We start from the raw sequence: 20,340 nt of genomic DNA, 5'->3' as shown, positions 1-20,340 counted from the left end.
CGCCTCCTAGTGGTCATGGCTTGCGCCATCTTTCAGCACATCAGCTTTCAACAGGTAACTATTACCAACCACGTAATTTGTACCAACTGTCAGACCTCCGAGTACCTCAACGTACTCTTCGTCACTTTCGCCCAACTCAACCATGCGAACTTCAAAGGTATTGCCAAATTTACCGAATACGACTGGCATTTCACGGAATGTCTGTAATGCGGACTTTTTCACAGCTAATGCCACCTCTTTTTCCCCAGTGATGACATCGGCCCGTACGTGCATGCCTGGACGCCAATGTCCGTCACTATTATCGATTTGCACCCGAGCGCGTGCTATATGCCCGCCAGTCATCGCGGGAGCAATATAGATCACGTTGCCACGCACGCGTTTATGTTGATGAAGATCATAAACTTCTGCTACTTGCCCAACTTGAAGCTTTTCAATATTTTCAGGGAACGCTGATAGCTCAACCCACACTGACGATAAGTCAACAACTTCAAAAAGCACTTGCTCGTCAGCAATTTCTCCAACTGTGACAAATCGCTCCGTGAGTTCTCCATTGATTGGGCTTTCAATCTTGTAGGCCACACCGCTTGCAGCGTTGGTGATCGTTGCTAGCGCTTGGCCTTGGGTCACTTTATCGCCCACCGCGACATGCACGTCGGTGACTTTACCGCGATAAGTAGCAGTCACTCTGGCTTTGCTGCCATTAACTGGAGCGACAACCCCAAACAGATGTTCCTTAAATGTCAACGATTGTGGTCCCGCTGACTCAATCAAAATATTAGCTTGGGAAATAACCCGATCGGATAATGTGACGCGCCCTTCGAACGCTTCGTAATGCCAGTCGCCGCGAGCGGTTTTAACTACCGCATCGACTGATACCTCATAGGAATGAGGTTCAACAATTGTTTGTGTGCTGACCAAGTAGTCTCCCTCACTGATAAATGTCAGTTCATCATTTACGTTTCCAAGTCGATGAAGAGTAACCTCTAGAGCAACCTTGTCAGGCTTGACCAACTCTCCATCAAGATAGGTGTAGACTCGCATTTCTGGTGGGACGCCTGATTCGTAGATTGTGATTTCCACCGCCAAAGGTCCATCTGTTAATAAGGTTCCACCATTAGGCCCTTTCGCTTCAGCTTCAGAGTGCTCAGTTGCTGCTTCTGTGGCACTGTGCGCCGAGGGAAAGACACCGAAAGCTAAACTTAACGTTAACGTGACAAATAGATTTTTAATTAGTGTCATAGTCCAGATCCTAAAAATGTTTTTCCAGTAAGGAGCTCGAGTTGCAAGAAGCCACGGTAAATCGCAGCTCTTCGCTCAATCACAAGATATTCCTGCTGTGCCAGTTCATGTTGGGCATCGAGCACTGTTAGCAATGAGTGAGTTCCCCTCTCATAGCCATCATTTATCTCGCGTTCTAGACGTTGAGCTAATGGCAATAAATCAGACTGCACTGCTTGTAAATAACGAACATTAGTCTGAAGTTCGACAAGTAATTCATTGCTGAAAGCTCGGAGCTTATCTCGTACCAAGCGCTGCTGTTCGTAAACCATTTCCCGCTCAACTTTGTTGGCCTTGAGAGTTCCTTGTTTTGGATTGGTAAGCTGTAATGGCATGGACGCTTGCAAGACAAGCCCTGCGTCATCTACTTGATTGTTGTAGCGCACACCTAGACCAAGGTTTAAGTCCGCCGTCGCCGCGGCATTCACAGAGCCTATTTTTGCTGTTATAAGCCTTTCAGACTCGAGCAAGCGAAGTAGCTCTGGAGCCTCATTAATGGCGTTTTCTACGGCAACTTCTGAAGGTATATGAAAATCGTTGTTAAATTCACCTACGACTTTTTCGAAGTTCGGCTTCGAAGCCCACATAGCACTCAAACTACTTATCGCGGCTATCAATTGTCCTTGCAATTCCTCGCCCCGAACTTCGGCTTGGCGATGCTGTAATTGTACCCGCGTAGCTTCGGAGGGTGGGACCGCAGCAGACTGTACTCTGGCCTTTGCAAGCTGATGAAGATCTGCAAGCCGCTGCAGGTGTTTCTGATTCCAACGTAACAACGCTTGTATACGCAGTACTTCATAAAAGCGCAACGCTGTCTCAGCCAACACTTCGTTCTTCGCATACTCAAACTCGACGGCTATTTGTCGCTGCTCTGCCGAAGCATATGCCATACGATTTTTGCGCTTGTCACCAAGTTCTATCAATTGACTGTATGAAAGCGTGGCTTGGCCGTTACTAAAACCGCTACTCTCGCCAGTCCCTAAAATATTCTCAAACTCGAGACCCAAAGTTGGATTGGGTCGAAGCGATGCTTGCAATTTTTCGGCTTCCGCCATTCGCAGCTGGTACGAATACTTCTGCAAGTTTGGGTTTCCGCGCAGCGCATTCTCAAAAGCGGTACGCAAAGACAATTCATCAGCGATTGCTGAACTCACACAAGAGCTTATGCCCACGAGCCCAACAATCACAAAATGTATAAATTTCATGATTAATCTCCATAGTAAAAAAGTGTGCTTAAAGCACCGTTCTTAGCTAACGAAGATCAGGCGTTTGGCGGCGGCGTAGGCGGTTGGCTGGGATTGTTAATGAAAGAAGTTTTAGTATGCGCAATCGCGGCGGCGGGACACAAAAGTAGCTCCGCCACTAGTGAGTAACCTGTAAAGCACGTCACATGCGCGTGGAATTGATGGTCGTGGTTCGGGTCTAGGTTATCTGGAATATCACTTTGATGCTCGGTATGGACGTGATGTTCCAGCGCAAAATCAAAGGTGTGCTCATTATCTTCTACATGACCAGCAGCGACTGCACAGCTGAAAAAGCTATGCAACAATATGATAATGATAAAAGACCAAATCGTCTTTGACACCACGACAACCAGAGTTAAATATTTCGATGGTGGGAACGCTACCACGTTTGCTATCGTTGCTCAAGGCTATGCAACGCACACAACCAGCGTAAACGGCGGTAGCTTCCACTACAGGAGGGAAGTTAGCTCCTCAAAAGATATAGATAAACCCGACGCCTATTTCGGCTTCGTAGTCACCACGGGCGATCGGGCTATCGCGGACCTCGCTACTGTAGTGTTCATACAGAGCCTCACCATAAATCTGCCAATTCTTGTTAATGTAGTGGCGATAGTTGTAGTTGAGACCGAACGAGCGCAGACCGCTGTCGACTTGGTATTCAGGCAAACCGGAGGCAGCGGATTGACCCGCATCGATACCAAAGCCTTTGTTTGCATACTCACTATCGTGGAACACAGCAACTAAGTTAATTTCAGAGCCTGAGCCGTCGATTTGATTACCAAACCGGTGCCCAACCCCGAACAAACCAAGGTTGCCATCGCCGCCAGTCACAATTCGCCCCACGAGCCAGTTGCGCCAGTCAGCACCGAACGCGCGGCGCGCTTCAAAAACAACCTCAGCGCCTTCATCTTGATCACCAAGTCCATCTAGGTAACCTTCATCCGAATCGGCTTCTTCACGGCCCTCATCGAAACCAACAACCGCTTGAAAAAACCAGGTATCGGCGCGCAGACCACGCCAACCAATGGCTTCACCGGCGAAAAAGAATGTGTTGTCGCCACTGCGCCATTGCACGCCACCCGCCGGCTCTGGCTCGAAACCAAACTCATCAGAGCCCTCATAGGCCGTTTCATATTCAATGCCCAAACCCAAGCCAAAACTCCAGCCATCTTCGCCTTGAGAAAAGTCGTCAACTGACGGTAACGGTACCACTACTTGTGATTGTTCTTGGGCTGACGCTGTTGCGATGAACAAGCTCGAAACACAGGCTGCTGCGAGTAAATAATTATGTGCTTTCATGGTAATGCCGCTCCAATAAAGTGAGGGAGAGTCTCTTAATTAAGGTATAGAGTACGTGGTGTGGTAACGCAAGAGCGGGACATTTCGATCACATAGCGGGTGGATTCACGAGCTCAGCGCAATCAACCTCAACAGCTCGCACGCAACAGTAGAACGCTCCATTGTGCGCGCTTAAGCCGTCGTTTGGGTTACCCTCATGGTGCCCCGTTTTATTCACATTCACCGTAAGCGGCAGCGTAATCCTTGCCAAAACAACTCAAAAAATTGTCTACCACCTTTAGGTTCGGTGGCCAGTCAATTTTCACCGGATTACCGTCGGGGTCTGTCATATTTATGCCCGAGGGCTTGGGCAAAGCCGCGAGCTGGTTTCGTGCTTTATTCAACGCATCGCGATCTTGTTCAAGAAATGCGATCGTTGCATCAACATAGTAATTCCAGCCGAAACTGTCTTTTTCAGCGTCTTTGTATGTAGTCTGGAACAATGCTATCGCGTGCTCATTCTGCCCTGCCTCAGCGCGCATCTGGCCCTCATGCCAGACCATCGTGCTTAGCATGCCCTCGCTTAGGTCAGACTTCGTCGTTCGGTACTCTTTAATGAGATCGGCCGCAGCAACAGCACACCCCTCACGATTTGCAACTTCGCGCCAACCGGCATTCATGGTTTGATCGAACGCCATGAAATCAAGTCCAAAGTAATCGGTACCTGGCGTTAAGCATACGTCTGTCGTTTCGCTAGTAGTTTCATTACCCGCCGCTGCGCTCGATACACAAGCGAGAATGGCACACATCGCGAGAGCGCGTTTATCCATCAACATCATTCGTCCTCGATATAATAAGTGTGGCTCACCACCGCAGACCGAGCCTTTTGCTTCGCCAGATCATAAATCGGCGTGTAATCGGTCACTTTTAAAGTTGTACCAAAGCGCGCTACCTGACGTACCTCGCCTGACATATAGCGATGCATCAAGGTTTCGTCAGGAGTCGCCAAGCGCACACCACAGGAAAAGGTATTACCGTAGTTTGCCTGAATGTACGCATCAAACTTAGCTTTCGCCGTGTTGATGCTGGGGCCGTGAGCGACGGTATTTTCAGCAGCTTCTTATGTAGCTCTGTCGTCAGCTACGGCATTAGCGCAAACAGGTGCTAATGCCACACAAGCCACTAGCAACAAGGTACATTTCAGTATTTGCATGAATTTGCGTTCCTTACACACAAGCTAGGATCTTTTACCTTTAATGAAATAACAACATAGTTTTGAATGGATTGCAGCTTTTTGCGGGCAATTTTCGGTGAAGAATTAGACAAAGGTGTGCCAACAGGTTCCGAGCGTTGAATCGACATAGAAGTGGTGGCGTGTTTGCCCCGTGGTAGAACCACGGGCTACGGGAATAAAAAAAGCCACTCAGGTGAGCGGCTTTTTAGGGAATGTGGTGGAGCTGGCGGGAGTTGAACCCGCGTCCGTAATACCTACATCCTCGGTCCTACATGCTTAGTCAGTCTTTTAGTTAATCACCAAGTCGCCGACAGACAGGCTACTTAAGGTGACGATCCCGATTGGTTTTAACGCTTTGGCTACGGGCGAAGCCTCCACGCGAGTCTGCTTTGGGGTGAACCGACTGATCCTAGTCTCACAGACAAAGCGCTAGGGGTCGGACTCAGCGGGTTATTAAGCCGCTAAAGCGTAGTTGTCGTCGTTTGCAACTATTAAGTTGAGGCTTTTTACGAGGCCAGCCTCACCTCGGCATGCACCTTGGGTTTCGTGTATCCCGTCGAATCCAAATCAGCCCCAGGTTTTTACAATCTCTATTCTACACCTATATGGTGTCGCTGTCAGCCATTTCAAGGCTGACAGCGAAATTTAACGGCATTATTGCCATTCAACCAATAGGTCTACTCCTGAATAGGCTTGGTAACCCTGTAAACTGATGTACCAACGACCACTGTCTGGGTTGTCAATCGAACAGTTTTCATTGTTGCCTGAACGGTAAGGGCGACAATCATAACTGGATGTCGTTGGTTGTGAGCCTTTACGTACATACAGATCAGCGTCTCCGCTGCCGCCCGACATGGTAACATTTAGCGTAGTCATGCCGGCAGGAAGATCCACGTAATAATGCGTCCATGAACCTGTGGCACCAGACAAATCGGTAGCTGAGGCTGAATCGCCACCGCCTGTACTTGCTTCGGTGAAGGAACCTGTGAGGTTCAAATTAGAGAAGCTTGAGTAGGCCGAAACCATCACGTGGTAGGTACCTGCTTGCAGATTTGAAATAGTACAGGTTTCGGTATTGCCAGCGCGATAAGGTCGACAATCATAGTTCGAGGTAGTCGGCTGCGCGCCAAACCTCACATATAAATCAGCATCTCCAGAGCCGCCGTTTATGTTAAAACTCAGGTCGGTAGCACCAGCTGGCACCTCAAGCGTGTAATACAGCGCGTCACCTGTCGTTGCTGCTAAACCTGTTAAGGTTTGGCCATTACTCAACTCATTCGTAGCTGGTGGCTCTTCACCGCCGCCCGAACCATCGCAACCGTTGGTGGATAGGTAGTCGATTGCATCTTTAGCCTGCACCAAGCCATAACCAAAGCGTACATCTCGACCACTAGTGCCGAGATCCTGTGCGGAGTCATTTAATGCACCACGGATCTGTGCCGCGCTACAGCTTGGATGATGCGACCATACCAGTGCTGCGACACCCGCCACGTGCGGCGATGCCATAGAGGTACCACTCATGTTGCCATAGTTCCCTTGGCTCCCCGTGCCTTCAGGATAGGTCGATAGGACATTGACGCCGGGCCCTGCAATTTCAACTTGACTGTTCTTTTGTGAGAACGACGCTAATGCTTTATTGCTATCGACCGCGGCAACGGAAACCACAGCGTTGTACGAAGCTGGATAAGACAAGGCGTCAGTCGATGTATAAGACGAACCATCGTTGCCCGCCGCCGCAATTAATAAAACGCCTTGGTTATAGAGGTTTTGCATGGCGTTCGCTTCGGTTTGACTCGAACCGCCGCCACCAAGACTCATGTTCACCACATCTGCACCGTTATCGGCACAGGTTTCAATTGCCGCAACTAGTGATGAGGAGTAGCCCCAGCCACTCGAATTAAACACCTTCACGATGTGCATATTCGGATCGCTGCCGATGACACCGCGAACACCCAAGCCGTTATTGAGCGCAGCAATAGTTCCAGCTACGTGGGTACCATGCGGACCACCTTCGTCATACCAGTTACCGGTCCCACTGTCATTGGTTCCAGTAATCGTGCCGTTTTGGGTGCCCATGTCTTCATGCGGCAATTCGAGTCCCGAATCGATGACACATATTTTTTTACCGCCGGCCGCTGCTGAAGCGACACTGTCATCGACTTGGTCGGCCTGGACCATGCCAATACCGTAAGGCACGCTTTGCGCCATTAGACGGCGTCGTTGATCCACTTCGATGTATTCAATATTGGGATTGTTCTCAAGGCGCTTTTTCTCTTGTGGGCTAAGCTCAGCCGCCACGGCTAAATTATGTCGCATACTGATTTTTACTTTACCTCCGGCCTTTTCAACCATTGACTTAGCATGTGCTAACGCAAGTTCCGAGCGCCCCCGTGCACTCGATCTTTTAACTGCCTTGCTATTTTCTCTGAACTTAATGATGTAGCGCTGAGCTTCGGAGGATGCTTCAACAGATGCTGCTTTTAGAGGTTTTGCGTTAGAGTGCTCGGGTGGCTGTGCCAAGACGGAAGAAACCGAGACAGCTAGGGCTGATAAGGTTAGGAATGAAAGTTTTTTCATAATTATTTTCTCTTTCTTATTATCAATTGGCGTCTGTGCGCCATAGTTTTACAGCGGCGGGATACAACATTTGGCTGCATTAGAAAGTGCTTACTGAGTAATAATGAAGTCGTTTAAATTGACTGGTTTTTCAGCAACACCCTTTCGAAGCTAACAGTTCGAAAGCAGCACATGAATACTTAACAGAGTAAAACGAAGGTAAAGGTTGGGATGTTTTTTCTTTTTAAAATCAAACGTTAATTGCTTAAAAGCGGCAAACACCCTGAGGTGTTTGCCAGTTCGTTTGCTGTTGGATTATGACGCCATATACAGCACTTTTTCGACCAATTTGCTGATGCCCTTCTCGGCATCGACGAGATTCTGCGCCAGCATATAAGCTGGTGTGGTCACTAAGCGGTTGGCGTCATCAACAACGATGTCATCAACTGGGCACTCTACGTGCTTGCCGCCCATTTGTTCGATGGCACTGGCTACATCTTTATCATAGCCCACGGTCGCTCGAACGCCGTCACCGTAAATATACGGCAACAAGACTGGCGCAATGCACATGTAACCCGCCGGTTTACGCGCCTCAACAAAGGCCTTCCCTACCGCAAGCACTTGCTCATTAACGGTCATTTCAGCGCCGTTCACTGCGAAATCACAGAAGTTCTTCGCAACACCGAAGCCACCAGGCAAAATCAAAGCATCGAAGTCAGCGACATTGAGCTCGCTCAGCGGCTTCACTTCGCCACGCGCAATGCGCGCAGACTCTACTAACACGTTGCGTTTTTCCTCAGTGACGTCGCCGTTCAAGTGATTCACTACGTGCAACTGATCAATATCGGGAGCGAAGCATTGGTAGCTCGCACCTTGCTTACTAATATGCAGGAGCGTTAGTACTGCTTCATTCACTTCGGCGCCATCAAAAACGCCTGAACCTGAGAGTAATACTGCTACTTTTTTCATGCTGAAATTATCCTTTTCTTGCTCGCTTACCCTTAAACGTATGGGCAGCGAAAACTCATTTCAACCGGCATGCTTCGGATTAAACACAACTTCCCATAAGTGACCGTCTGGGTCTTTGAATACTCCACCATAACCACCCCAGAACAGCTCGCGAGCGGGTTTTACAACCGCTTCGGCTGGCAGCGCAGTCATCAGCGCATCAACCTCATCACGGTGTTCAACGTTGTGCGCTAGCATTAGTGCAGTTGGGTCAGGTCCACCTTTCGACACACCGCAGTCGCTGGCAATGCTATCCCGAGGCCACAACGCAAAGGTCAGGCCACCGGCCATTTTGAAAAACGCCACGGCACCGTTTTCGAACTCCTCCCCGATAATGCCGTCAGTAGGCAAGCCAAGCACGTCACGGTAAAAAGCAACAGAGCGTTCTAAATCATCCACGCCAAGAGTGATATAACTAATCCGAGGTTGCATGGGCCGGCTCCTTTTGCGGCGTGCGCTTGCGCACCTTGATGTCTTTTATCAGTGTGACTAACACAAAGCTCAGCAGCATGAGCAAGAACCATGAACTCAGCTTGGCTAATGGCACCATTTCCCAGCCGTCGCTTTGATTCGGATAGATCCAAATATTAGCGAAGGTGGCAATGTTTTCGGCAAACCAGATAAACATAGCCACCAAAAACCAACCGACCAGCAAAGGCATGCTGCGATGCTTAGATATTACTTTGAAGTAGATGGTAGTGCGATAGAACATCAGCAATGTTGCGGCTAACAAAAGCCAACGAATGTCCCAAATAAAATGATGGCTGAAAAAGTTAATGTAGACCAAGGTCACGAGTACCACTGTTGCCCATTTGGGTGGGTAATAGGAATACTGAAAATCAAAGAGACGCCAAACCCGCGCTAGATAGCTACCAACAGCGCTGTACATAAAACCGGTGAACAGAGGCACATTGCCAATTCCAAATACATAGGCTTCGGGGTATACCCAAGCGCCAATCGCATCCGAGGTCTTAAACAATTCCATTACCGTGGCAACTAAGTGGAAAACAATAATTACGAAGGCTTCGCGTAGCGTTTCAAGCTTAAAAATCAACAGGAAAACTTGGAAAGCAATCGCTGCCAGAAAGATAAAATCGTAGCGATGTAGTCCCTCAATGGGATACCAGTAGCGGGTGATCAGCATGACGGCGAGTAAAAACCCGCCGAACATGCAGGCGTTGGCTTGTTTTAAGCCAAAACGCCAAAACTCAATGATAAAGGTTTTCACATGTTAGTCTTCTTGTTCTGCGCGCCAGCGCATTTCATTTTCGACATTGGCAATTGGCTGTAACATCGCAAAATCCAGTGCATCCGGCTTGTCGCCGTCTTTCACTTTATTGACAAACTGCGGGTCAGCCAGTGCGGCTTTGCCCAGAGCTAACAACGACTCAGGATAATGCGCAGCGATTTTTGCATAGTTACTGTCATCGATACCACCGTTGACAACCAGCGGAATGCCCGCGTCACGCACAACTTCGGCAAGAGAGCGTGCACCGCCTTTCAAAGCTGGACGGTTCGCCTCATTGTCAGTCGTATGAATGTAGTCAATCCCAGCTTCTGCTAATGCTTTAACCAACCAATTAAAGCCTTCTTCACCCTCTGGCCATTGATAGTCAGGGTCGGTAATCGTGATTTGCGAGAGACGAATGCCTAAGACAAAGTCATCGGCGACCATTTCGCGCGCCGCTTTTACTACATCAATAACGAACTGCGCGCGGCGTTGCATGTCGCCACCCCACTTGTCTTCTCGGGTATTGAAGTGAGTGCTGAGCAGCTCGTTCAACAAATAACCATTTGCGCCATGCAGCTCGACGCCATCAAAACCAGCCTCAACCGCTCCGCGAATACCGTGCAGGAAGCCATTGAGTACACGCTCAAAGTCGCTTTCGTCCATCACTCTTGGTTCGAGCCACGCTTCTTGGTCACCATACAAACCAAGCGGCTTGCCTACTGGCTTCTGATCGGTAACACCTAAGGGCTGTTTATCGAAACGGTTGTATTGCATTTGTGCACCGGCGTGCATGAGTTGGGCAATAATTTTGGCGCCAGCGCCGTGCACCGCTTTGATCACCGGTACCCACGACTCGACTTGCAAGGCATCAGCGAGGCCCGGCTGATTTTCGTAGCCCTGACTGGCATCTTGGTCCGGATAGATACCCTCAGTAATTATGAGCGCAAAGCCGCCTTCTGCGTAGCGCTTATAATGCTCGACCATCAGCTCATTAGCGCGGCCATTAGCCTGTGCACTGACACGCGTCATCGGCGCAAGGGCAAAACGATTAGCCAGTTTCATGCCGGCAAATTCTATACTCGAAAACTCAGAATCAAACATAACATCCTCACCTTAGGGAAAGTTTGGTCATTGCAGTACGCTATGTGAGTTAGCACATGTGGTCAAGTAAAGACGAGGACTTGCGTGCCTCAAAAGACTTTTTTATACTCCTTCGCCTTTTTATAACAATAATAATAGGAAATTTACATGCGCTTACTCACTATCGCGCTCACCAGTTTGCTCATCGCTGCTGGCTGCGCTTCTGCTCCATCGATGCTTACCCCGCCCCCCGCTCAGGTAAATGAATTTAAGTTTTATCAATACCCAGCGTCGGTCGCGGAAAGTCATGTATCGGTTAATCTGAATGACGAGAAAACGATCACCTATATCCAAAATTTCGGTGGCGGTGGTGTCGGTGTCGGTCTCCTGCTTGGCCCTGTTGGCGTGCTCGCGAATGTAAAAATGATAGAAGCCAATACCGAAGAAGATAAAGAAATGCTTTACGGCAAACTGCCGATCGATATCTATAAAACATTTACCGAAGTTGGTGCGAACGCTAACTTGACCGAGCAAGCCCAAGCGCAGAGTAAAATCAGTCCTTATTTATTAGTCGTACGCGACGAAGATGAAGTATTGCGCATGGCAACGGTGATGACCGTAGAACTCGAAACTGAGGGAAGTAAGCCTTGGTCAGGGATGTATCTGTATGAACTCGACCGTACTTACGCGAAAGCAGACATAGCTGCGGGTCTCGACGCGATGCAGCAAGAAGAACTCCAAACGTTGATCGAAGAGGGTTTTTCACAAGCTATTCAACTGTACGATGCAGACCGCCAAAACCAGATGGTGAGCGGTTCGCTTGTGGAGTTCGAGTCTAATTTAATTACTCCGCGGATTGCCATCGCCCAACGCGGTGAAGTTATTCAAAAGCAAGCTGGCCGGACCTTATTGCGCGGCGTCAACGCTATCTATTCCTTTCCCGCAGATAGCTTCAAAATTACTCGCTATCTGAAAAAGAAGAAAGCTTAGTCAACGTGCGGCGCTCGGGATAACACCAGCGCCGCTTTTTGTTTGCGTCGGCCAAAGCCGAAGGCACGGCGAAAGGTCGCCAGCGGAATGGGTAAGTATTGACGCTCTGCGGCCGACTGCCACGGCAGTGAGTCCTGATCGGGGTCGTTAATGTAAACGTAGTTTTCGTCGGCAGCACAAATGACCACCCAATGCGGCGCTTTGCTCTCGTCAAAAACATACGTACTAATCAGCGCAACCACTACTTTGCCTTGGCTTAAATCCTCCATGAGCTGCGCCAAGCTGTAGTCGCCAACTAGAATGGGCACCTTGGCAGCTTTGAGAGCGGCAATATCGCTTTCTTGGATACGCGCCATGATTTGCTTCTTCTCGGCGCTGCGCACCGAGTCCATTAACACAGGCCCATCGTGACTGACATGCAGCTCAACCTTCATACCGCGACGCAACGCTGCCCGGGCGAGTCCATGAGGACCGCAACCACCGTGTCCAGAGGTCATGAAAATCGTGGTCGCCTCGCGCCAAATTTCTAGTTCTTCATGTTCAGGATCCTGCGACGGAATATCAAAGAACGCCATTGCCATTAGCAAACTTGCTGGGCCGCAGGTAAATTCCGTGGTTTGGGTGCGATAAGGCACTAAACGTTGCGCACCGTTCTGGCCAGCGGGCGGCTCGAAGCGAGGCAGCAATTTTTGCAATACCACGGCATCAGAATCGTCTTCATAATATTCGGGACGAATCTCCATATCGTAGTAGCCAGCCTGATGATAAAGCGCCAAAGCCACTGCGTTGTCGATTTTCACCTCTAAGCGCATGAATAGACAATGTCGCTCATCCGCATCGTGTTCGGCTGCATTGAGTAACAAACGACCGTAACCGCGGCGACGAAATTGCGGCGCCACCGCCAATGAGTATAGGCGTGCCAGTTGCGTGGCTTGGCGGTATAAAACAATGTAATAGCCGACGACCTCTTGGTCAGCAAGCAAGACTTGAAAATCACCGATGCCCTGATCAATAAAGCGTCGAAAACTACGACGACTGATTCTATCGGTGGTAAAACTCGCCTGCTCGATACGCTCAAGGGCGTCAAGATGTTGGCGTTGGGCTGGAACAAGCTGAGTTTGCATAAATTGTGCGTCATGAAGTGGAAATGCGCGCTTAGTATATCGCAGTTGTGCACAGAAAGTGCTAAACTAGCGCGCAAATTTTTTGCACCAGCTGAGGACTTTTCCGTGAGTGATCAAAAACCTTCTTTGAGCTACAAAGACGCCGGCGTTGATATTGATGCAGGTAATGCTTTAGTGGACCGTATTAAAGGTGTTACCAAGCGTACTGCGCGCCCTGAAGTCATGGGTTCAATCGGTGGTTTTGGCGCCCTGTGTGAATTGCCAACCAAATACAAGCAGCCGGTGCTAGTATCAGGCACCGATGGCGTAGGCACCAAATTACGCCTGGCTATCGACCTAGGCAAGCATGACACGGTCGGTATTGACCTTGTGGCGATGTGCGTCAACGACTTGATTGTGCAAGGTGCTGAGCCATTATTCTTCCTTGATTACTATGCGACCGCTAAGCTGGATGTTGATGTCGCTGCCGATGTTGTAAGCGGTATCGGCGAAGGTTGTGTGCAAGCTGGCTGCGCATTGATTGGTGGCGAAACTGCCGAGATGCCGGGCATGTACGAACAAGGCGATTATGATATCGCTGGTTTTTGTGTCGGCGTAGTGGAAAAAAGCGAAATCATTGACGGTAGCAAAGTAGCACCAGGCGATGCGCTCATCGCGCTTGCTTCAAGCGGCCCTCATTCAAACGGTTACTCGCTGATTCGTAAAATCATCGAAGTAAGTGAAACCGACGTCGCCACCGAACAGCTCGACGGCAAGCCTTTAGCGGATCACCTGATGGCCCCAACGCGCATCTACGTGAAACCAGTATTGAAAGTACTTGAGCAACACAGCGTACACGCGATTTCGCACATTACCGGTGGCGGCTTCTGGGAAAACATCCCACGCGTGCTACCTGATGACGCGAAAGCCATGATCGACGATAGTAGTTGGGAATGGCCAGCGGTATTTAACTGGCTTCAGCACAACGGTAACGTCACCACTAAAGAAATGTACCGCACATTTAACTGCGGCGTAGGCTTAATCATGGCAGTACGTCAGTCAGAAGCCGACGCGATCGTCGAAGAGCTGCGCGCACAAGGCGAAGATGCTTGGGTCATTGGCCAAGTCGCAGCACGTGAAGGCAATGAAGCACAGGTTGAAATCACCGAATGAAGCGTATCGTTGTCTTAATTAGCGGTTCTGGCACGAACATGCAGGCCATTGTCGAGGCCTGCCAACAGCAACGCATCGACGGTGAAGTCGTTGGCGTGATCAGTAACAAAGCGAATGTTGGTGGGCTTGAAAAAGCCGCAGTGGCGAATATTCCTACCGCTGTGTTGTCGCATAAAGACTACGATACACGCGAGGCATACGATGCCGAATTGCTGCAGCTGATTGATGGCTTTCAGCCTGACGTGGTGGTGTTGGCTGGCTTTATGCGTATTTTAACAGCTGAATTTACTCAGCATTACCACGGTCGCATGCTCAACATTCACCCGTCTCTATTACCTAAATACCGTGGTATCAACACCCATCAACGCGCGCTTGATAACGGCGATAAAGAACATGGTGTCTCAGTACATTTTGTTACGGAAGAGCTCGATGGCGGACCTGTTATCTTACAAGCCCGCGTACCGGTTTTTGAAGGTGATGAAGCAAGTGACTTACAACAGCGTGTGCATGCTCAAGAGCATCGTATTTATCCGCTCGTTGTACAGTGGCTCTGTTCTGGACGCTTAAAGCTTACCGAAAAAGGTGCCGAACTCGACGGCACCCTACTCGGCCCGCAAGGCTACGCAGCCGATTAATTCAACTGCTCAAGCAACAGGGTGGCAACTTCGTCACCCTCTTTGCGTTGCTGCATTTTGACCAAAACGTAATTGAGTTCCGGCGCGAACCAGTAAATGGTTTCACGCTTCTTCGACTCCCGAACCCGTTCTACTTTCACCGCTTCAACCTCACCATAAGGCAACTTCAAGGTCTCGGATGCCATACGGCGGAAGCGTTGTTGGTCGTTAGCGCCTTTGTCATCGATGATCTGATAGCTAAATTCAGTTTCATCACTGTGCGCCAAATCATATCGCAGTTGCTCAAGCAGACTCGCCTCATCCATCAAATCGGCATGCCAAGTAACCGGTAACGGCGCTTCGGCTTCTACGTCAACTACTTGCTGCGCATCTGCATCAAAACGCACCCGAATGCCTTTGTTGCGACCGGTACCTGAACGCTTAAAGCTGAAGTTCAGCGGTTCGACCTGTTCGGCGGTAAAGTCAAAGGTCGACTCGTAGCGTCGCACATCTGATAAAAATAGAAATGAGATCTCGGTTTCATTGGCAAGCTGATAGCTTCCCTCTGCGGTCTGTTCGAGTCGGCGCATGGCCTCGCCATAATCAGAACCGCCACGGCGCACTTCGTAGCGCGCATCATAAGTACTCAGCATGTTATTTGGCTGAGTTGCGGCTACACCTTCACCAGCTAGGACAAGCCCTAACGCGCCGGCAATAAATGCGACAACTGCTCTCATAGTCACTCCTGTGCATCGATCTTCAAAACGCTTGTCAGCGTATACAATAACATTAGCTTGAAAGGTCTGACCTCAACATCACGAAAAAGTGCAATGAGGGTTGAAAATGCCTCGTAAATTGACTACTCTCAATGGATAACTTTACTGGTCAGACCTCTAACCACAACGACGGAGTATCATTATGAGTGTCGCCTTATGGATCATCGCCACCTTGCTAGTGTTAGGTGGCCTACTTTACTACCGCAGTTCGCTGCTAGTGACCAGCCTCGGCATGGTCGCAATGTTTGCGATCGGTAGTTTCTTCGACATTGTTGGCCCAGTCTTATGGGTGCTGTTAGCGCTCGTATTGCTACCGCTCAACATCACCTTTATCCGCCGTGGCTACATCAGCAAATCACTGCTGGGCATGTACCGCAAAGTCATGCCGGAAATCTCAGAAACTGAGAAAGACGCGATTGATGCCGGTACCACTTGGTGGGAAGGTGAATTGTTCCGTGGCGCACCAGAGTGGAAAAACTTACACAGCATTCAAAAAGCTGAGTTGACGCGTGAAGAGCAAGAGTTTCTTGACGGCCCTGTCGAAGAAGTTTGTAAAATGCTCGACGACTGGGAAGCGACACACGAGCTGGCGGATATGCCAGAAGAAGTGTGGCAATACCTGAAAGACAACAAGTTCTTCGCCATGATCATCAAGAAAGAATACGGTGGTCTCGAGTTCTCTGCTTACGCGCAGTCACGTGTATTGCAAAAGCTTGCCGGTGTCAGCACTATCTTGGCCAGTACGGTCGGTGTACCGAACTCTCTCGGCCCAGGCGAGCTGCTACAGCATTATGGTACGAAAGAACAAAAAGACTACTACTTGCCGCGCCTAGCTACAGGTGAAGAAGTACCATGTTTTGCTCTCACAAGCCCTGAAGCAGGCTCTGATGCTGGCTCAATTCCAGATACAGGTGTGGTCTGTAAAGGTGAGTGGGAAGGCAAAGAAGTCGTTGGTATTCGCTTGAACTTTAACAAGCGCTACATCACGCTTGCCCCTGTCGCGACAGTGCTCGGCTTAGCATTCAAACTCTACGATCCTGATCACCTGATTAGTGACAAAGAATCACTTGGCATTACTGCCGCGTTGATTCCTCGCGATACCAAAGGTGTCGAGATCGGCCGTCGTCACTTCCCATTGAACGTGCCGTTCCAGAACGGTCCAATTCGTGGTGAAGACGTGTTCGTCCCGCTTGATTTCATTATCGGTGGTAAAGAAATGGCCGGTAAAGGCTGGCGTATGCTGGTTGAATGTCTGTCAGTAGGTCGTGCGATCACCTTGCCATCAAACAGTGCAGGTGGCGTGAAATCTATCGCGCTAGCAACCGGCGCATATGCTTATATTCGCCGTCAGTTCAAGTTACCTGTCGGTAAAATGGAAGGCGTACAAGAAGCCATGGCACGCATCGGTGGTAACGCGTACCTCATGGATGCCGTCACCAGCTTCTCAACCAAGGGCATCGACCTTGGCGAGAAACCATCTGTTATTTCGGCGATTGCCAAATACCACATGACCGAAAAACTTCGTTCGTGCATGGACGATGCTATGGATATCCATGGCGGTAAAGGCATTTGCTTGGGTCCAAATAACTACTTGGGCCGTGGCTACCAAGGTGTGCCCGTCGCGATTACCGTGGAAGGTGCCAATATTCTAACGCGCAGCTTGATGATTTACGGTCAGGGTGCGATCCGCTGCCATCCATTTGTGCTTGAAGAGATGCTTGCCTCTGCCGAGTCTGGCTCAGAAGCACTAAACCGCTTCGATAAAGCTATCTTCGGCCATATTGGTTTTGCCATGAGCAACTTTGTACGTTCGTTGGCACTGGGTCTTGGCGGCTATCGTTTCAGCGATGCACCATTCAAAGACAGCACCAAGCAGTACTATCAGCAAATGAACCGTTTCAGTGCCAACCTTGCCTTGTTATCAGACGTGGCTATGGGCGTGCTCGGCGGATCATTGAAGCGTAAGCAGCGCATCTCTGCGCGCTTAGGTGACATGCTGAGCTACTTGTACATTGGCTCAGCAACTCTGAAGCGCTTCGCCGACGAAGGTCGTCAGCACGAAGACCTCCCGTTGTTGCACTGGGCAATGCAAGATACGCTTTACAAGCTACAAGAAGCACAGCTCGAATTGCTTGATAACTTTGGCTTCGTGGGTAAAACCATGCGTGCCATCATGTATCCGTTCGGCCGCTTCGTGAAACGTCCTTCGGATCGTTTGGACAGCAAAGTTGCGAAGATCTTGTTGAAGCCAAACGCCAGTCGCGAACGCTTGGGTGCAGGCCAGTTCTTGGCTGTTGAAGGTCAGTTCGGTTACCTCGAGCAAACCCTGCTCGACATTATCGAAGCTGAACCATTACATGACCGCGTGCAGCGCGCTGCCAACGAACGTATGCCGTTCATCTTCTTGGATAAAGTGGCTGCCAAAGGCAAAGAGTTAGGCGTACTTAGCGATGATGAAGTCGCCCTGCTTGAACGTGCTGAACAAGGCCGCTTGCGCGTCATCAACGTAGATGACTTTGCTCATGAAGATCTCATGGCCGGCAAAGCCGCACGTGAGTGGGCTCTTGAGAATCAGGGCAAGAGTCAGACAAAGAAATCTGACGCGGCGTAACTCCTCGCCTGGAAAACAAAAACGGCGCCAATGGGCGCCGTTTTTTTATGTTTTACTGACACACAGTTGCGCTTGTATTCGAACCGGACATTTGGCAATGCGCCCAACGATATTTGTCCCGTGTCGACTGAGCTATCTGAGCTGAACTCGGCACAGCTATTGGCGAGAATGAGGAGCTACTCGCACGTGCGCTAGGTAATTGTCGACCGTTATTGGCCTCAGCGTAGCGTTTCGCGATTTGTGCAGGCGTGTTCGTTCCCTCACCAAATTGCCCCTCTAAACCAGTGCCTCGTCTTTGCATCTCGGCATTGACTGCTGCCAACGCCCCACCTTTCAACCATGTCGCCATAATATAGAGATAGTCAGCACTGATCGTGCCCCATGCACCGGCCTGATTGACCGCTGTAACGGCGCGCTCAGCTACTTCGACCGAGCGGGATTCAACCGCGAACGCCATACCACCCGCGTAATCCCCTTTTGCTAAAAGTTGACTTAACTGAGCAAAGTTTTGCTTATTCCGTTCCGCAATTTCGGCCATAATACGCTCGCGTTCGGCCACGTCTGCGAAGTATTTTCGCATGTCTTTAGCATGGCCACAGCCTTGATGCGAATTACCTTCCTCTTCCGGCAAGTCACACGCCTGTTGATAAAAGAACTCAGCTTTATCGTAGACACCGATCTCGTGATAAATTGTTCCAAGCCGCAAACAACTCGCAGACTTTCGCTGCACACAGTTAATGCTAAGAATGCGCATTGCTTCTAGGGCTTCAAACTGAGGCGAGTCTGGAGTCGCATAGAGATACTCGGCCCAATCGCAAGCATTTGGGTCTTGTAACAAGCAGCCTTTTAAAGCCATTTTTGCCGCGGCGGTTCGATTCTCGGAGTATCCGTCACGACCTTCAGTGAGGTAATCAATGCCCCACTGACACATTTTCAATACGCCACTTTGGCAGGCATCGAACCAAACCTGCGTTGCAGCCAGCTTGTTGTTCAGGCCGTACTTGCCCTGTAAGTACATTGCATTTGCTGAGTCGCATGCGGCATGCATACCTACCTTGCAGGCGTTGTGGTAGTGTTGTGCGGCGGCAGCAAAATCGACTTCAACATCAATGCCATTCTGAAAATGGTAGCCTAATACGTTACAACCATCCGGTATTCCCAAATCGCAAGATTTTTGGAAGTAATCAAAAGCCTTTTGAACGTTTTTTGCCGTACCTTGGCCTTGAATGTATTCAACCCCCGTATAGAAACAAAACTCACCATCATTTTTTTGATTACACGATTGTTCGGAAGGCGCTTGCGCCCAACTAGGTCCGGAAAGCATGGCGATCGCCAGCGCTGCAAAAATTTTGAGTATATTCATTGTTGTTTTCTCTAAAGCTTCGCCCCCCTTGGACGCCACTTGAGTATAATTGATTACTTTTTGATCACCACTATTTTTTTAACAGCTGAGAAACAAAAAAGGCTCAAGTCCGAGACTTGAGCCTTTGATACTTCAACAATGAGCTTTCGTTACTTCACACTAGTGTAACGCAAGTAAGGTTTCACGGTTTTGAAGCCTTGCGGAAATTTCTTCTCTGCTTCTTCCATTGAGACGCTCGGTGGAATAATGACATCGCCGCCGAGTTCCCAATCTGCAGGTGTTGCCACGCCGTGCTCGTCACCCGTCTGCAGTGCATCAATCACACGCAAAATTTCAGCGAAGTTACGGCCCACGCTCATAGGATAGGTCATGGTTAGGCGGATCTTCTGATTCGGATCGATGATGAACACCGAGCGTACCGCAGCTGTTGTGCTTTCACCTGGGTGAATCATCTCATACAGCTCAGCAACCTTCTTATCTTTGTCAGCGACAATTGGGAAGCCTACAGTCGTATTCTGGGTTTCGTTAACGTCGTTCATCCACCCCTTGTGTTCTTCAACTGTATCCGTTGATAGACCAAGCGGCTTCACATTACGCGCAGCGAATTGCTCTGCTAATTGTGCCGTGCGTCCCATTTCCGTGGTGCAAACTGGGGTATAGTCAGCCGGGTGGCTAAAGAAAAAGACCCAAGAACCCTTCGCCCAGTCATGAAAATTGATTTTGCCTTCAGTAGTATCAATCTCAAAGTTAGGCGCTGTATCACCAATACGTAATCCCATTTTCAATACCTCTCTTTCGTCG

General features: G+C 49.6%; 18 protein-coding genes and 1 other RNA gene. 4 read left to right on the top strand and 15 right to left on the bottom strand.

Annotated features, from left to right (window positions below):
- Positions 1–6 precede the first annotated feature (6 nt).
- The 11 genes from CWE21_RS05505 to CWE21_RS05460 form a co-directional block, all read right to left on the bottom strand.
- Entirely contained in the window at positions 7–1,239 is a 1,233-nt protein-coding gene (locus tag CWE21_RS05505; protein ID WP_126833443.1) for an efflux RND transporter periplasmic adaptor subunit, read from the bottom strand.
- Entirely contained in the window at positions 1,236–2,483 is a 1,248-nt protein-coding gene (locus CWE21_RS05500; RefSeq protein ID WP_126833442.1) for a TolC family protein, read from the bottom strand. The genes CWE21_RS05505 and CWE21_RS05500 overlap by 4 nt, the downstream gene beginning before the upstream one ends.
- Positions 2,484–2,993: 510 nt before the next feature.
- The gene (locus CWE21_RS05495; RefSeq protein ID WP_126833441.1) at positions 2,994–3,821 is read right to left on the bottom strand and encodes a MipA/OmpV family protein; all 828 of its coding nucleotides are present in this window, start codon (positions 3,819–3,821) and stop codon (positions 2,994–2,996) included.
- Positions 3,822–4,030: 209 nt separating this feature from the next.
- Positions 4,031–4,630: a hypothetical protein gene (locus tag CWE21_RS05490; protein WP_126833440.1), complete on the bottom strand. Its 600-nt coding sequence runs from the start codon at positions 4,628–4,630 to the stop codon at positions 4,031–4,033.
- Between the two features lie 5 nt (positions 4,631–4,635).
- Entirely contained in the window at positions 4,636–4,809 is a 174-nt protein-coding gene (locus CWE21_RS13365; protein WP_157982733.1) for a hypothetical protein, read from the bottom strand.
- Positions 4,810–5,249: 440 nt separating this feature from the next.
- Positions 5,250–5,609, bottom strand: a transfer-messenger RNA (tmRNA) gene (ssrA, locus tag CWE21_RS05485).
- A 79-nt stretch (positions 5,610–5,688) separates the two neighbouring features.
- Positions 5,689–7,611 carry a S8 family serine peptidase gene (locus tag CWE21_RS05480; RefSeq protein WP_126833439.1) on the bottom strand — a complete coding sequence of 641 codons (1,923 nt, stop codon included), beginning with the start codon at positions 7,609–7,611 and terminating at the stop codon, positions 5,689–5,691.
- 294 nt (positions 7,612–7,905) lie between these two features.
- Positions 7,906–8,559 (bottom strand): isoprenoid biosynthesis glyoxalase ElbB, encoded by a 654-nt coding sequence (gene elbB / locus CWE21_RS05475; RefSeq protein WP_126833438.1) that lies wholly within the window; start codon positions 8,557–8,559, stop codon positions 7,906–7,908.
- A gap of 60 nt (positions 8,560–8,619) precedes the next feature.
- Complete coding sequence (locus tag CWE21_RS05470; RefSeq protein ID WP_126833437.1) at positions 8,620–9,030, bottom strand: VOC family protein; 411 nt, start codon at positions 9,028–9,030, stop codon at positions 8,620–8,622.
- Positions 9,014–9,826, bottom strand: coding sequence for a DUF817 domain-containing protein (locus tag CWE21_RS05465; protein WP_126833436.1), 813 nt, complete (start codon positions 9,824–9,826; stop codon positions 9,014–9,016). Before CWE21_RS05465 ends, CWE21_RS05470 begins: the two co-directional genes overlap by 17 nt.
- A gap of 3 nt (positions 9,827–9,829) precedes the next feature.
- Positions 9,830–10,930, bottom strand: a complete 1,101-nt coding sequence (locus CWE21_RS05460; RefSeq protein ID WP_126833435.1) for an oxidoreductase — start codon at positions 10,928–10,930, stop codon at positions 9,830–9,832.
- Positions 10,931–11,077: 147 nt separating this feature from the next.
- Here CWE21_RS05460 and CWE21_RS05455 point away from each other — a divergent pair, with 147 nt between their 5' ends.
- Positions 11,078–11,899, top strand: a complete 822-nt coding sequence (locus CWE21_RS05455; RefSeq protein WP_126833434.1) for a hypothetical protein — start codon at positions 11,078–11,080, stop codon at positions 11,897–11,899.
- Here CWE21_RS05455 and rimI read toward each other — a convergent pair.
- A complete protein-coding gene (gene rimI / locus CWE21_RS05450) occupies positions 11,896–13,023 on the bottom strand; it encodes a ribosomal protein S18-alanine N-acetyltransferase (RefSeq protein ID WP_126833433.1) in 1,128 nt (375 codons plus the stop codon). The two genes, CWE21_RS05455 and rimI, sit on opposite strands and share 4 nt — an antisense overlap.
- A 105-nt stretch (positions 13,024–13,128) precedes the next feature.
- Between rimI and purM the strand changes: the two genes are divergently transcribed.
- The gene (purM, locus tag CWE21_RS05445) at positions 13,129–14,175 is read left to right on the top strand and encodes a phosphoribosylformylglycinamidine cyclo-ligase (protein WP_126833432.1); all 1,047 of its coding nucleotides are present in this window, start codon (positions 13,129–13,131) and stop codon (positions 14,173–14,175) included.
- Positions 14,172–14,810: a phosphoribosylglycinamide formyltransferase gene (purN, locus tag CWE21_RS05440; protein WP_126833431.1), complete on the top strand. Its 639-nt coding sequence runs from the start codon at positions 14,172–14,174 to the stop codon at positions 14,808–14,810. The genes purM and purN overlap by 4 nt, the downstream gene beginning before the upstream one ends.
- Here purN and CWE21_RS05435 read toward each other — a convergent pair.
- Positions 14,807–15,526, bottom strand: coding sequence for a DUF3108 domain-containing protein (locus CWE21_RS05435; RefSeq protein WP_126833430.1), 720 nt, complete (start codon positions 15,524–15,526; stop codon positions 14,807–14,809). The genes purN and CWE21_RS05435 overlap by 4 nt on opposite strands.
- A 181-nt stretch (positions 15,527–15,707) precedes the next feature.
- On the opposite strand from CWE21_RS05435, the gene fadE reads away from it, so the two are divergent.
- The gene (fadE, locus tag CWE21_RS05430) at positions 15,708–18,176 is read left to right on the top strand and encodes an acyl-CoA dehydrogenase FadE (protein WP_126833429.1); all 2,469 of its coding nucleotides are present in this window, start codon (positions 15,708–15,710) and stop codon (positions 18,174–18,176) included.
- A gap of 52 nt (positions 18,177–18,228) precedes the next feature.
- Here fadE and CWE21_RS05425 read toward each other — a convergent pair whose 3' ends face one another.
- Together CWE21_RS05425 and CWE21_RS05420 are read right to left on the bottom strand one after the other, a co-directional pair.
- On the bottom strand, positions 18,229–19,539 hold the full coding sequence (locus CWE21_RS05425; protein WP_126833428.1) for a tetratricopeptide repeat protein: 1,311 nt from the start codon (positions 19,537–19,539) through the stop codon (positions 18,229–18,231).
- A 149-nt stretch (positions 19,540–19,688) separates the two neighbouring features.
- The gene (locus tag CWE21_RS05420; protein WP_126833427.1) at positions 19,689–20,318 is read right to left on the bottom strand and encodes a peroxiredoxin; all 630 of its coding nucleotides are present in this window, start codon (positions 20,316–20,318) and stop codon (positions 19,689–19,691) included.
- Positions 20,319–20,340 lie beyond the last annotated feature (22 nt).

It is taken from the genome of Pseudidiomarina aquimaris (genome assembly GCF_003987395.1).
GTDB classification, from domain to species: Bacteria; Pseudomonadota; Gammaproteobacteria; order Enterobacterales; family Alteromonadaceae; genus Pseudidiomarina; species Pseudidiomarina aquimaris.
The sequence above is the reverse complement of the archived record's forward strand: the minus strand, read 5'-3'. Positions and strand labels throughout refer to the sequence as shown.

Excerpts from the sequence above, each read along its gene's own strand:
- CWE21_RS05505 (WP_126833443.1), bottom strand. The coding sequence starts at position 1,239 with ATGACACTAATTAAAAATCTATTTGTCACGTTAACGTTAAGTTTAGCT.
- CWE21_RS05500 (WP_126833442.1), bottom strand. The coding sequence starts at position 2,483 with ATGAAATTTATACATTTTGTGATTGTTGGGCTCGTGGGCATAAGCTCT.
- CWE21_RS05495 (WP_126833441.1), bottom strand. The coding sequence starts at position 3,821 with ATGAAAGCACATAATTATTTACTCGCAGCAGCCTGTGTTTCGAGCTTG.
- CWE21_RS05490 (WP_126833440.1), bottom strand. The coding sequence starts at position 4,630 with ATGGATAAACGCGCTCTCGCGATGTGTGCCATTCTCGCTTGTGTATCG.
- CWE21_RS05480 (WP_126833439.1), bottom strand. The coding sequence starts at position 7,611 with ATGAAAAAACTTTCATTCCTAACCTTATCAGCCCTAGCTGTCTCGGTT.
- elbB (WP_126833438.1), bottom strand. The coding sequence starts at position 8,559 with ATGAAAAAAGTAGCAGTATTACTCTCAGGTTCAGGCGTTTTTGATGGC.
- CWE21_RS05470 (WP_126833437.1), bottom strand. The coding sequence starts at position 9,030 with ATGCAACCTCGGATTAGTTATATCACTCTTGGCGTGGATGATTTAGAA.
- CWE21_RS05460 (WP_126833435.1), bottom strand. The coding sequence starts at position 10,930 with ATGTTTGATTCTGAGTTTTCGAGTATAGAATTTGCCGGCATGAAACTG.
- CWE21_RS05455 (WP_126833434.1), top strand. The coding sequence starts at position 11,078 with ATGCGCTTACTCACTATCGCGCTCACCAGTTTGCTCATCGCTGCTGGC.
- rimI (WP_126833433.1), bottom strand. The coding sequence starts at position 13,023 with ATGCAAACTCAGCTTGTTCCAGCCCAACGCCAACATCTTGACGCCCTT.
- purN (WP_126833431.1), top strand. The coding sequence starts at position 14,172 with ATGAAGCGTATCGTTGTCTTAATTAGCGGTTCTGGCACGAACATGCAG.
- CWE21_RS05435 (WP_126833430.1), bottom strand. The coding sequence starts at position 15,526 with ATGAGAGCAGTTGTCGCATTTATTGCCGGCGCGTTAGGGCTTGTCCTA.
- fadE (WP_126833429.1), top strand. The coding sequence starts at position 15,708 with ATGAGTGTCGCCTTATGGATCATCGCCACCTTGCTAGTGTTAGGTGGC.
- CWE21_RS05425 (WP_126833428.1), bottom strand. The coding sequence starts at position 19,539 with ATGAATATACTCAAAATTTTTGCAGCGCTGGCGATCGCCATGCTTTCC.
- CWE21_RS05420 (WP_126833427.1), bottom strand. The coding sequence starts at position 20,318 with ATGGGATTACGTATTGGTGATACAGCGCCTAACTTTGAGATTGATACT.